Source organism: Aerococcus mictus (assembly GCF_003286595.3).
GTDB classification, from domain to species: Bacteria; Bacillota; Bacilli; order Lactobacillales; family Aerococcaceae; genus Aerococcus; species Aerococcus mictus.
Genome location: NZ_CP132985.1, coordinates 1,582,101 through 1,594,992 on the forward strand (window position 1 = coordinate 1,582,101; position 12,892 = coordinate 1,594,992).

12 protein-coding genes and 1 pseudogene are annotated in these 12,892 nt (G+C 40.2%); 7 read left to right on the forward strand and 6 right to left on the reverse strand.

Going from position 1 to position 12,892, the window contains the following annotated elements; translation table 11 throughout:
* Positions 1 to 10: 10 nt before the first annotated feature.
* From DBT49_RS07205 to DBT49_RS07225, 5 genes are all read right to left on the reverse strand, one after another.
* On the reverse strand, positions 11 to 1,303 hold the full coding sequence (locus DBT49_RS07205; RefSeq protein WP_101560376.1) for an ABC transporter substrate-binding protein: 1,293 nt from the start codon (positions 1,301 to 1,303) through the stop codon (positions 11 to 13).
* A 77-nt stretch (positions 1,304 to 1,380) separates the two neighbouring features.
* Positions 1,381 to 2,415 (reverse strand): extracellular solute-binding protein, encoded by a 1,035-nt coding sequence (locus DBT49_RS07210; RefSeq protein ID WP_224785038.1) that lies wholly within the window; start codon positions 2,413 to 2,415, stop codon positions 1,381 to 1,383.
* Positions 2,416 to 2,418: 3 nt separating this feature from the next.
* On the reverse strand, positions 2,419 to 2,673 hold the full coding sequence (locus tag DBT49_RS07215; RefSeq protein ID WP_224785037.1) for a hypothetical protein: 255 nt from the start codon (positions 2,671 to 2,673) through the stop codon (positions 2,419 to 2,421).
* Between the two features lie 38 nt (positions 2,674 to 2,711).
* Positions 2,712 to 3,494 (reverse strand): metallophosphoesterase family protein, encoded by a 783-nt coding sequence (locus tag DBT49_RS07220; protein ID WP_070560384.1) that lies wholly within the window; start codon positions 3,492 to 3,494, stop codon positions 2,712 to 2,714.
* Positions 3,495 to 4,062: 568 nt separating this feature from the next.
* Complete coding sequence (locus DBT49_RS07225) at positions 4,063 to 4,635, reverse strand: YdcF family protein (RefSeq protein WP_083300531.1); 573 nt, start codon at positions 4,633 to 4,635, stop codon at positions 4,063 to 4,065.
* Between the two features lie 320 nt (positions 4,636 to 4,955).
* On the opposite strand from DBT49_RS07225, the gene DBT49_RS07230 reads away from it, so the two are divergent.
* Positions 4,956 to 6,581, forward strand: coding sequence for an aryl-sulfate sulfotransferase (locus DBT49_RS07230; protein ID WP_141745225.1), 1,626 nt, complete (start codon positions 4,956 to 4,958; stop codon positions 6,579 to 6,581).
* Between the two features lie 76 nt (positions 6,582 to 6,657).
* Here DBT49_RS07230 and DBT49_RS07235 read toward each other — a convergent pair whose 3' ends face one another.
* A complete protein-coding gene (locus DBT49_RS07235; protein ID WP_070560378.1) occupies positions 6,658 to 7,986 on the reverse strand; it encodes an FMN-binding protein in 1,329 nt (442 codons plus the stop codon).
* A gap of 156 nt (positions 7,987 to 8,142) precedes the next feature.
* On the opposite strand from DBT49_RS07235, the gene DBT49_RS07240 reads away from it, so the two are divergent.
* The 6 genes and pseudogenes from DBT49_RS07240 to DBT49_RS09765 form a co-directional block, all read left to right on the forward strand.
* A complete protein-coding gene (locus tag DBT49_RS07240) occupies positions 8,143 to 8,730 on the forward strand; it encodes a chromate transporter (RefSeq protein WP_082888666.1) in 588 nt (195 codons plus the stop codon).
* Between the two features lie 2 nt (positions 8,731 to 8,732).
* A complete protein-coding gene (locus DBT49_RS07245; protein ID WP_070560376.1) occupies positions 8,733 to 9,299 on the forward strand; it encodes a chromate transporter in 567 nt (188 codons plus the stop codon).
* 551 nt (positions 9,300 to 9,850) lie between these two features.
* Positions 9,851 to 10,834, forward strand: coding sequence for an Abi family protein (locus tag DBT49_RS07250; RefSeq protein ID WP_168163211.1), 984 nt, complete (start codon positions 9,851 to 9,853; stop codon positions 10,832 to 10,834).
* A 182-nt stretch (positions 10,835 to 11,016) separates the two neighbouring features.
* Complete coding sequence (locus DBT49_RS07255; RefSeq protein ID WP_101560550.1) at positions 11,017 to 11,568, forward strand: Ltp family lipoprotein; 552 nt, start codon at positions 11,017 to 11,019, stop codon at positions 11,566 to 11,568.
* 141 nt (positions 11,569 to 11,709) lie between these two features.
* The gene (locus tag DBT49_RS07260) at positions 11,710 to 12,360 is read left to right on the forward strand and encodes an Arm DNA-binding domain-containing protein (protein WP_070560372.1); all 651 of its coding nucleotides are present in this window, start codon (positions 11,710 to 11,712) and stop codon (positions 12,358 to 12,360) included.
* Positions 12,361 to 12,530: 170 nt separating this feature from the next.
* Positions 12,531 to 12,848 (forward strand): annotated as a pseudogene (locus DBT49_RS09765) (tyrosine-type recombinase/integrase); the annotation flags it as partial.
* Between the last annotated feature and the right edge of the window lie 44 nt (positions 12,849 to 12,892).

Below are 12,892 nucleotides of genomic sequence, written 5' to 3' on the forward strand. Positions count from 1 at the left end.
TCAAGCACTGTTATTTAATCAATTGGTTAATTTCATCCTGGGTCTTTTGTACTTCGGTATCCACGTCAGCCCCACCTAAGACACGGTCTTTGAGGTCAATGAGCATTTGTTCTGCTTGCATACCAGAGTTACCAGGGAATGGTGCCCAAGGAACCAGATTTTCTAAGTTGGCATAGGCTGCAGGGAAGATTTTATCGTCTTTAATTAAGGTTTGTAATTCTTCGTTATCAGAAGCATCTTTCGTCGGTGGCACATAGCCAGTCCCCTTGGTCCAGGCAGCAATGTTATCTGGTTCATATAAGAACTTCATAAATTTCCAAGCAGCTAATTGTTGGTCATCATCTTTGGCAGTCACCACAAGCATAGAACCCCCAGCTGGTTTGTTAATTTCTTCGCCTTCAAAGGCAGGAGAAGGAATCGCTACAGCTTCAAAATTGGCATTATTCATGACATTGGTCCGTTGGGCGATGGTTTGGTGCCACATACCGATGTTTCCTGAGATGAAGGCTTGTTGACCATCTTCTCCTGAAGCGTGAATAGCACTGCCTTCTTCAACCATGTCTTGGTAGAATTGGTAGGTTTCTTTCCCTTTATCGTCAGCAAAAGCGGCTTTACCGTCTTTGAGCATTTGAGAACCGTTAGATTCCACCATGGATTGGATGTTCCAGTTATCTTCCGCTTCTTGAATATATAGGCCGGTGTGGTCAGTATTTTCACTGATGGTTTGAGCCGCTTCCCGGATATCTTCCCAGGTCTTGAGGTCATCTTTATTGACCCCAGCTTCATTTAAGATATCCATATTCAAGTAAATTACCGGTACTGATAAGGAATAAGGTAAACCAACTTGGGAATCATCATTGGCTGTCGCTAGGCTATAGATATTTTCTTCGAACTTATCGGTGATAAAACTACTGTCTTCGGTGGATAAGTTGTCAATAATTTCTTGGGGTTGGCTATATTCAAAGTTATTGGCAAAGTATTCGCGGTAAGACCAGCCAATTTGTACTAAGGCCGGTACTTGACCAGCTGCAGCATTGGTTTGGAGGTTTTGCATTAGGCCTTGGTACATCCCCGATTGGAAAACACCGGTCACATGGACTTCATCTTGGGACTCGTTAAACTCATTAATCAGTTCAGTAACCGTTTGTCCCCCTTGGGTGTCGGCGTTAGGGTACCAATATTCAATTTCTACGGGGCCGTCAGAAGCAGCGCTATCGCCCTCTCCTGAGCTATTGCCACATGCGGCTAGTGATAAACCTGTTAATAAGGTTAAACCACTTAATAACCATTTTTTAAGCTTCATTTCTCTACTCCTTTACTTAAATTAAACTGAGAATCTTAAATGAATAGACATACTTAACTTCCAAATATCAAGCATTCTTATTTAATCAATTGGTTAATTTCATTCTGGGTCTTCGTGACTTCAGTCTCTACGTCAGCGCCACTTAAGACACGGTCTTTGAGGTCAATAAGCATTTTTTCTGCTTGCATCCCGGAGTCTCCAGGGAATGGTGCCCAGGGAACCATGTTTTCTAAGTTGGCATAAGCAGCTGGGAAGATTTTATCGTCCTTAATTAAGGCTTGTAAATCGTCATTTTCAGAGGCATCTTTTGTTGGTGGAACATAACCTGTTCCAGCAGTCCACGCAGCAATGTTATCTGGTTCATATAAGAACTTCATAAATTTCCAAGCAGCTAATTGTTGTTCTTCATCTTGGCCAGTAACCACTAGCATGGATCCGCCTGCCGGTTTGTTATTCTCTTCACCTTCAAAGGCAGGCGAAGGAATCGCTACCGCTTCAAAATTGGCATTCTTCATCACATTGGTCCGATGAGCAACCGATTGGTGCCACATACCGATGTTTCCTGAGATAAAGGCTTGTTGCCCCTCCTCACCAGTAGCATGGAGGGCGCTTCCTTCTTCAACCATATCTTGATAAAACTGGTAAGTTTCCTTACCCTTTTCATCAGCAAAAGCAGCTTTGCCATCTTTTAGCACCTGGGATCCATTCGACTCTACCATAGCCTGGATATTCCAATTATCTTGGGCTTCTTGGATATAGAGGCCGATGTGATCAGTATTTTGGCTTATCGTTTGCGCAGCTTGGCGGATATCTTCCCATGTCTTCAGCTCGTCTTTATTAACCCCGGCTTCGTTCAAAATATCCATATTTAAATAAATAACAGCTACCGATAAGGAATAAGGGAGGCCAACTTGGGAACCATCATTAGCAGTGGCTAAGTTATAGATGTTTTCTTCAAACTTATCAGAGATAAAACTACTATCCTCTTTTGATAAGTTGTCAATAATGTCTTGAGGTTGACTGTATTCAAAGTTATTAGCAAAGTATTCACGGTAAGACCAACCGACTTGAACCAGAGCTGGCGTCTTCCCCGCTGCAGCATTGGTTTGCAAGTTTTACATTAAGCCTTGGAAGGTTCCTGATTGAAAGACACCTGTCACATGGACTTCGTCTTGAGACTCGTTAAACTCATTAATTAATTCAGTGACGGTTGGCCCTCCTTTGGTATCACCATTAGGATGCCAATATTCAATTTCAATTGGCCCGTCTGAAGCAGCACTTTCATTGCCACCTGAGCTATTGCCGCAAGCGGCCAGTGATAAACCTGTAAGTAAGGTTAAACCACCCAACAACCATTTCTTTAGTTTCATTTGCCTACTCCTTTAAGCGATAACTAGCGACCAATAACTTATAATCTTTGTTGCTTGTAGCGTTCCGTGACGGGATTCGTTGTCTTGGTAAAGACATCAATGGTTTCATCATTCACTTCAACCACGGAATAACCCAATTGATCAGTAAAGAAAGCCACATCTCCAACTTGTTCTAAACCAAAAGCCAATGAAGCCGCCGTGTGTTGTGGAATATTTCTAACCATGGCATGGCGATTTTCATGGAGATGTCCGGTGAAAATTCCCCGTACATCGGACGCTTCTAATAGGTCCAAATAGCTGTCACTAATCTCTGTTTCGATAATTCCTGGTTCCCAGCCGATGACAAGCGGATGGTGGTGGAAAAGTAAGGTTCCCTTTTCACTAGGCTTGGCTAATTGATCAGCTAACCAAGCTTCTAATTCTTTTGAAATGATACCGTGGTGACGACTTTGTTCGGCAGTATCTAAGATAATTAAGCGATAGCCTTGAAAATCAACCACATAGTTCAATCCTTCATCAGCTTCCTTGCCGTACAAGGCTTGATAAAAAGCTGCCTTATTGTCGTGGTTGCCCAATACATAATAAAGTGGCATATCTTTAGGCATGTAAGACCGCAATATCCGGTCAAGAGCCTGATAATCCTCTACGCCACCATCATGAATTAAATCCCCTGTATTCACCACAAAATCCACGCTATTAAAATCAAAAGTCTCTAAAGCGTGAAAAAGTTTTTCATGGGGTTCATAGTCGATCCCAAACACTTCAAACTCGCCTTGGTAATTATCCAAGTAATGGGTATCCGAAAGATGCAAAAACTTCATGTGATTTCTCCTTTCCATTAAAGTACATTGTCCATTTTAGCCAAGCAATGTAAATTCTAGCGCCGCTTTTGAGTAAAGTTTGTAAATAATAGGTATTTTTTCGGTAAATAAAAATAGGTCTTTTTACAAATATTAACTAATAAGTAAATTTATAAGGGATGATTAAGAAATCTCTAGGAAATGTTAATTAAATGTAAAAAGACCCGGAATTAGCTTTACATTAAATTTACAATACGCTAGAATAGTTTACGTAAAATTTACATAAGGCCAATGATTGGCCAAGCTAAAAGGTAAAAATCAACAACGAGAAAGGATGAAAACCATTATGTTAAGATTTTTCGAACAACGCCGCCCTTATAAGAGCTTAGAACAAGTCCAACGCGAAGAAAGCAAACGTCAAGCCAAAGAAAAAGCCCAAGTATTAGCTCACGCTAAATAAGCTATATAATGTAAAAAAGAGGTTAGGATCATTCACCTAACCTCTTTTATTTAATGGATTTTTGCTATTCTGTCCTGTAATCACTTAGCGACTTGAGGCCAATTTACCTATTCTTGACCTCGCTTATCTTTACAAATCAATCCAATGATATAAATGCAAGCAATAACCAATATACTTATACAACTCTTGCAAGGCCATGTTCTGGGTATAGGGGTGATTTGGATAGCTTTCCCCTTGAAAATAGGCGCTCACAAAATTGAGTTGGAAGCCGTAGTCGCGGTTAGCTCGCTCAAAAGCCAGCCGCGTCCGTCTCATATGATAGTCACTGGTCACGACAATGGCAGAATGATAACCCAGATCATCCATGAGAGCTAGTGAAGTTGTCGCGTTGGTCCAGGTAGAAGTGGCCTGCTTTTCTTCGATTAAGTTCTCCCGCTTGGCTCCCAATTGCTGGTAACCTGCAAATAAATCTTCCCCCACATCAGTATAGCGGGGAGAAACAATCATTTTATCAGCCCGACTATAGCCTGCTTGCAATAACTGCACCGCCTTTTCAGCCCGTTCGACTGCCGGTCCCTCGGCCACGATAATTAAGTCACTGCTTTGCGGCGCGTGGCCTTGGTCCAAGTGCTTGTAGAGGGACCTCAATCCTAGGCCAAGAAGCGCTCCTAATGTGAGAACAGGTAACCATCTTCTTTTCATTATTTGACCTCCTTTCACGAGTAAGCTTTGCTCTTTAAAGCTATTATTCTTGCAAAATGGCTTACCTTATTATAACAACTTTCTCACCTAAATAATGGTTTTATCCCTATAATAAATAAAGCTTTTATGATAAAATGTACCTTCATGTTTAAAATTTGTATTTAAAGGGGAGTTTTATCATTAAATATCTTATTATACTGGCCTTGTGCCTATTAGCTGGCTGTCAGCTGCCTAATCACACTAGCCAGTCTCTCAGTGATTATAAGGAAATCTATCAACCGGTCAGCGACAGGATCGAATCAGGCGAGAAGCTTTTAAGCTTGACTGACCAAGTTCAGGCTCTCGACCTGTCCTATTATGATGAAGAAGTCCAAGCAAGCATTTCTGACCAGATCAAAAACTTGCAATCCAAGCACAAGTCCTATGATGATGGGCTTTTCATTATGAACCCCTTTGGGACATTTACCCAATCCATCTATACTTACTTGCCTGATCCTGATCAAGACATTGGCAAAGTGACCTATAGTATCGAGTCTGAATCTAGTGATGTCCTCACCTTCGAACCGGTCAACTACAGTCAGGATCCTAGTGCTTACGAATTTACCATGATCGGTCTGGTGCCTAATGAAGCTAACCAACTGACGGTTAATCTCTACGATGCTGATGATAACAAGTTAACAGACTATCAATTTCAGATTAGTGCTCCCGATATCCAGGCCACTGACTACGAGACCAAAATGGACGTCCTCTACGACTCTGGCAGGGAAGAACTAACAGATGGTTTCTATGCCAGCATGGGCAGCGACCAGGATAATGCCAAGTTTTCCTATTTATATGATAATAACGGACTCGTTCGCTCTGAATTGGTCTCTGACGGCGCCCGCTTAGAAAACTATCAATTTCTGGATAAACAACACCTGCTGGTTCGGGTAAGCAACGGCAAATTAGCCGTCCTAAATGGCTTAGGTCAACCAGTTCGCATCTATGAACTACCTAATCATTCTGTCCACCATGACTTTATCGTCAATGAGAAAAAAGATGCGGCCTTCCTACTAACCACTAACGATCAGACGGATACCATTGAAGACACCATCACCTATCTCGATTTACGGACTGGTGAAAGTCAGGAACTGATCGACTTAAAGGCGATTTTTCCTAATTATTTCCAACCCGTGATGGCCACCCATCAAAACCGGGCTCAAAATGAAATTGCTAATTATTTAGCTGAACATCCCGACCAAGATTTTAGTGATATTGACTACAGCGCTGACGGATTTAATGTTCTTGATGATGAAGGTAATCTGACCAATTTAGATTGGATTCATATTAATGCCATTGATGTGATTAATGGCGATGAACTGATTCTCTCTTCCAGGGAAACTTCGTCACTGATCAAATTATCCAATGTCTTTGACCAAGTGACGGTCGACTATATTATCGGGCCGGAAGCAGTTTGGGCAGGAACAGGTTATGAGTATTACCTGCTCACCCCTGACAGCGACTTTAAGCCGACTGGCGGCCAACATAGTGTTCGTTTCCAATCCAATGCGATTAATGATGGCTTTTACAATTTAACCCTCTTCGATAATAACTACTGGCGTCTGGGTACCCGAGATGACCTGGTTATCGACCTACCTCAGGAAATGAGCGAAGAATTTGATCCAGAAGTGCTTGACGCTTACTCTTACTTTTATAATTTACAGGTGGATGAAGCGAGCGGAAGCTATGACCTGGTCCAGGCCTTTCCAGTGCCCTATTCCTCCATCGTTTCCTCAGCCCAAGTCTATAAAGGCAACTATATTACCACTAGCGGAATGACTAATATCCTCGGGGAATATAACCCCCAAGGAGAACTTATCCGGCAATTTCAATTCTTTGTTCCCCGCTGGACTTACCGTTTAGTTAAGTTAGACCTGCAAGACTTCTTCTATGAAAATATTCTTTAAACAAAAGACCTCAAGCTTAGGCAAATGCTAGCCTGGCTTGAGGTTTTTTAGTGAATTATTTTAAATTGGCCGCTCTTTAATGAGGCGCGGTTGGCCCAGAAACGCTATCTCGGCCTCTTTCAATTTCTTCTTTAGGCATTGGATTAGGCATCTTATGCTCATGTTGTGAGGCACCAGAAACCACATCACTGCTTTGGCTCTCTTCCTTATCCTTAGCTTTTGAAGTTGCCTTGGATACCGTATCTGGTCTTGGGCCGCCCTCGCTAGCTTCAATATAAGGTTTCTCAATGGCATGTTGGAGTTCATCATCAAGACCCGCTTCGTAGCGTTCTTGATACCATTGGTTAACGTCTTCAGCGGTTTCGCCCAAGAATGGATTTGGTACATGTGGATCATGCAAGGTCCGGTCCCAAGAGGATTCCGCGGTATCAATAAAGGGTTTCCCATTTTGAACGGTTTCTAAGACCCCAAGATAACGGCCTTTTTGGTCATAGATCGGACGGTAGTGTAAGTAGACCTTATTCCCATTACCCTTGGTGTACCACATACTCTCACTGCGACGACGACCATGATGGAGGTCTTCCATAATCCCTTCCACCTTGGTACGGATTTGTGGTGGGTGGCAGTCAGAAACATTGCCCCCTAAAGTCACGGGAGAGCGTGGCGTCCCCGCGTCTTCTTGGTGGCGGCGTTTGTTATAGTAGAGGAAGCGGTTTTGCTTATCGACAAAAGAAATTTCCACTTCTAAGTTGTCAAGGATAGCTTGGACTTCATCCAAGGTTAACCAACCTGTTCCAAAATCTACCCGGGTATCGGTTTGGAAGGAGTAAGGTTCAGCGTCAGGATCTTCATCCCCTCTAGCATAGGCTAAGGCCCGGTCTAGGGCGTATTGCATCCCCATCGTGGTATAGGTTGCCCCAGAGACCACATCAAATTCACGCTTGCTGCCATCTTCCTTGATTTGTTGGATTAATTTTTCTGAGGCTTGGCCACCAAGTTCTGGCGTTTCAATGCCCCGATACTTAATATCGGTAATTTCATTCTCGTCAACAGTCACTGCTAAGGACACTTTCCCCTTGTAACCGTCTCCTTCACCATAATAGGTTCCTGGAGTGAATTCATTAGGTTCAGGTTCACCGGCCGCGATTCTTAAGGCTTCTTTGACCGCCTGAATGAGTCCTTCAGAGGAATGCGTGGCGCCTGATAGAACATCCACATCAGCACTTTGTTGGTCTAAAATCTGATTCACCAAATGCTTGATGGCTAGGCTACCAACGTTTTCTGAATCGGCTTCAGAAACTTGAATATCTTCGATCTTATCTTCACTAACTTTTACATCAACTTCTACCATATTCAGAAAGCCCTGAGCTTCTTCATGGTAGGTGCCTGGTTTAAATTTTGCCATTTTTCCCAGCCTTTCTAAATCTTTGTTGTATATATTACATTGTATAATAATCGATAGCTAAAGACCAATGATATCTAGAACCCTTTGCTTATTTCTTTGCTTAATCAACCATATAAAAGTAAACTAGAGATAACTATTAAAGAAGGAGTCTGTTTAATGTACGAAAAAATGCTTAAAGACTCAAAAAGTAAGCGCCAGATGCTGGTCAAACTCTTTTGGTCAACTTTCTACCTCTCTGCCTTTACCTTTGGTGGAGGCTATGTCATCATTACCCTCATGAAAAAGACCTTTGTGGATGATTATGGCTGGATTGAAGAAGACGAAATGCTAGACCTGGTAGCGATTGCTCAATCTTCTCCCGGAGCAATCGCAGTGAATGGCGCGATCGTGATCGGTTACAAATTAGCTGGCTTTATCGGTATCCTAGTTTCTGTTTTAGGGACCATCTTGCCTCCCATGCTGATTATTTCAGTGATTGCCCTCTTTTACCAACAATTTATCCAAAATTTCTGGGTTAAGACCCTCTTAGAAGGCATGCAGGCTGGCGTGGCAGCCGTTATCGCCGGCGTTGTCTTAGACATGGTCGCTGATGTTTGGCGGCGCAAGCAACCCATCTTGGTCATTATTATGCTAGCTGCCTTTATTGCCAATTACTTCTTTGCCGTTAATATCATCTATATTATTTTAAGCTGCATTGGACTAGGAGTAATATACAGCTGGTTACAAAGTAGGAAAGGACGCTAATCATGATTTATTTACAATTACTTATCTCCTTTCTAAAAGTCGGAGCCTTTAGCTTCGGCGGTGGTTATGCTGCCCTCCCCCTCATCCAAGAAGAAATCGTTGAAAATCATGCTTGGCTATCCATGCAGGAATTTACCGACCTGATCACCATTTCGCAAATGACCCCTGGTCCGATCGCTATCAATTCCGCAACCTTTGTAGGAACTAAGTTAGCTGGACCCCTGGGCGCTATGGTTGCCACTCTGGGTTCAATCTTACCTTCCATTATTATCGTGAGTATCATCGCCCGTCTCTACTTCAAATACCGTAACCTTAACCTCTTACAGAACGTTCTAGTCGCCCTACGTCCTGCGGTGGTAGCTATGATTGCTGCAGCCGGCTTATTAATACTGATCTCTGCCTTTTGGGGAGAAGCTCCACTTGGCTTAACCAATATCAACTGGACCGCCGTAGTTATCTTCGGCCTTGCATTAGGCATACTCATCAGATATAAAGTCAATCCCATTTTAGTTATTGTCATGGCAGGCGTCGTTAATGTCCTATATCAAGCGGTTATAATGGTGGTATAAAGGAAATTATTAGTCAATATACAGTAAAAAGACACTATTGAGCTAGCCACAAAAGTAAATTAAATGATTGGGAAAGCTATTCAACACTCGCTGAAGAATTTGGACATTACCACACAGGAACGCGTCATAACATCACTAACTATGGGAGTAACTCGGAGTTAAAAGAAGAGAGCCAGGCTCGCAAATGGAGTTATCAGTTACTTATCCTCTACTCTGACTGAAAAGAATTTCTAAAAGGGAAAGAGACCGTGGCGATTTATGATATTGCTGAAGAATTTAGAGTACCCAATGACGTGGTAAAAAGCGTGATAGAGTTTTACCGATGTAAGGGTAAATTATAAGAAGAAAGATTTTTATACTTTGTAAATATAATCCAACAAAACTATTGTTAGCAAAATAGTTTTACTTATATAAGGGGTCCTTTTTTGAACCCATTGGTTGACAATATTATTTTATAGTGTAGAATGAAGTTAACTGAAATGATTTCTTTAAATAGAAATTGCGAGAGAAACCTTCATTCTGCGAAAGTAGTTTGGAGGTTTCTTTGCGTTTTGGGACAAAAGTTTAAGCACACTTTTAAAACTTATAAAGAACAGCGTGCTATTCTGGAAAGTAAAAATTTAATAATAGATGATGAACATCTATTGGATCTTGTTTTAAAAGATTATTCCTACTATACGATTATTAACGGATACAAGGAATTATTTTTAAAGGATAGCAATTCAGAAAATGAAGAATTTAAAGACGGTACGAAACTATCGGATCTATATAATGCCCATTGGATAGATACTACTATGAGTAATATTATTTTCAAATATACTCTGCTAGTTGAAAAACGATTAAAATCTCAACTTTCATATATGATTGCTAAGAACTTTGGCGTTGATGAGAATAGATACCTTAGGGAAATTAATTACGGCCAAGCTTCATATCATAAAGGAAAGTTAAGTCAAATTGTTAAAGATATAAACGAAAAAAAGCATACAGATATTTCCGCAATTCATTATTTTAAAGAAGAAGGCAATCTTCCCCCGTGGATTGCTGCAAAATCTATTAGCTTTGGAAATATCGTCAATTGGTATCAGATTTTAAGAGAACCTCATAAAGATATGCTAGTAAGAAATATGTTAGTTTCTCCCCCTAACTTAAAGCCTGAAGTTTTAAAAGATTATTTCTTTAGATTACTACAACAAGTTTATCAATACAGAAATAATTCAGCTCATGGACAACGTTCGTTTTCTATTCACTTAAATGAAAAATACAGTTTATTATATTCTCATTTAAAAGCTGCAAAATTAGATAAATATTTTGACGGTTATCCTAAAAATGGTTTATATTCAATTATTTTCTCAATACTGATACTTCTTAATGATAGAAATGCATTAAATCAATTTTTTATTGACTTGCGTGATTTATTTATAGTGTATTCAGATAAAAAGTTTTACATATACGAAAAAAGTATAATTGAGTTATTTGGATTTCCACCAAATTCTTTAAATAATTTTGGAGAATATATTATAGAGTCTCATAAATAAAATTTAATTATTACTTGCTATACTATAAGGAGAGTCTCAAGGACTAACTTATATATTGTAGAGCCTTCAGGGCTGTAAGCGAGTAACCACGGTTATCCGCTATTTTATTAATAAAACAAAAAAGCGCCCCATAGAGGAGCGCAAGATCGGACAAAAATATTATACCATAGGAGGAGAAGAATATGGCAAAGAGATTGTATGATGAGAATGGGAACGAAGTGAAGCAGCGTGGTGGATGCCTTAAGTGGGTTGGAATTGCCGTTTTAGTACTTGTAGTACTCCTTGTAATCGGCGGCATTATGGGTGGTAATGATAAATCTAGTCAATCATCAAGCGACGCCTCAAGTCAAACAGCAACATCTTCAAAAGATTCGACTGAGAAATCCACAGATAAAGAAGAAAAAGAACCCGCTAAAGATGATAATGTCCCTCAAGAACACAAGAACGCCCTTAGACAAGCAGATAATTATGCTAATAAGATGTACCTGTCAAAAGCGCGTCTTTATGATCAACTTGTTTCCGAATACGGTGAAAACTTTTCCCCAGAAGCTGCTCAATATGCTATAGATAATGTGGAAGCAGATTGGAAAAAGAATGCATTGAAACAAGCTGAAAACTACTATACCGAAATGGCTATGTCTAAAGATAGAGTCTATGATCAACTTGTATCAGAGTACGGTGAACAATTTACTCCAGAAGAAGCACAATATGCAGTAGATAATTTACCTGATTAAGACAAATAAAAAGCCCTACTCCCCAAACCGACCAAAGCTGTGGGAGTAGAGCAACAAACTAAACACACACATTGGATGTGCGCCTTTTGCATATCCTATTATACCAGATTAGCAATCGAAATAATAGGAAGGATATTATATATGGCTAGTATTAAAAAAGATAAAAAGACAAAAAAGTGGTATTGTCGAGTATCTTATCAAGTAGACGGCAAGAATAAAACAAAAGCAAAGAAAGGATTTAGGACTAAAAAAGAAGCAGAGTTATTCGCCTCCAAAGTGGAAGATCGACTATTTAAAGGTCAAAGCATTGACGAAGCTTGGTATGGTAAGAAACCTAAAGAGCAGATATTTGCTAACTACTTTGAAAAGTGGTGTGAAACCTATCGCATGTCCGGAAATATCTCCCTAAGCACTTACAACAAATATATCGCGGAGATAAAGCGTGTAAGAGAATTTTTTGGAGATGAAGAATTAACTAAGATCACATTACAAGAGTACCAAGAATTTTTAAATAAACGCGGAAACGGCCGGTCTCAAGACAGCGTACGTAAAACGCACGGGCGACTCAACGCATGCTTTAAAAGGGCTCAATATGACGGTCTAATCGTCAGTAATCCCGCTTTTGACGCCAAGATTAACTACACTAACGTAGGGTCGCATCGGGTAAAATATTATACTGAAGCAGAAGCTAAAACGCTGTTTAAGTTATTTAAAAAAGAGATTAATATCAAAAACGTCTTTTTATACATCGCCCTGTCCACAGGATTGAGACTCGGAGAATTTATGGCCTAGCCTGGGAAAATATCGATAAAGGCATCTTATCAGTAAAAAGGTCATATAGCTTTATCGATCGGAAATTTACAGAAGGGAAAACCTTTTCAGCGCAAAGGACTATCAAAATCAGCCGTGAGTGTCAGTTAATTGTTAAGTAGTTTAAGTTAAAAACACCACATAATAGCAAATATTTATTTGTAGAAAAAGTAGGCAAAGAACATTATGATCCCTTTATTACTGACACGGCCATACGAGAATATTTTAAAGATCTATGTCGGAAAAATAATTTGCCGGTACTCCGTATCCACGATTTAAGGCACACCCATTGCAGCCTGTTGATTTTTAAAGGGATGTCTATCCATTACATCAGTAAGCGGTTAGGGCATAAAAATGTAACTATCACCCTTGAAAAATACTCTCATCTCATTGACGAGTTTGAACAAAGGGAAAATGAAAAGATCGACAATATCATGGAAGAGTTAGAGTTCAAAAATAGTTCAAACTAATTCTCACTTCTTTGATTTTCTATGACATTCTCGAAAATGAAAAA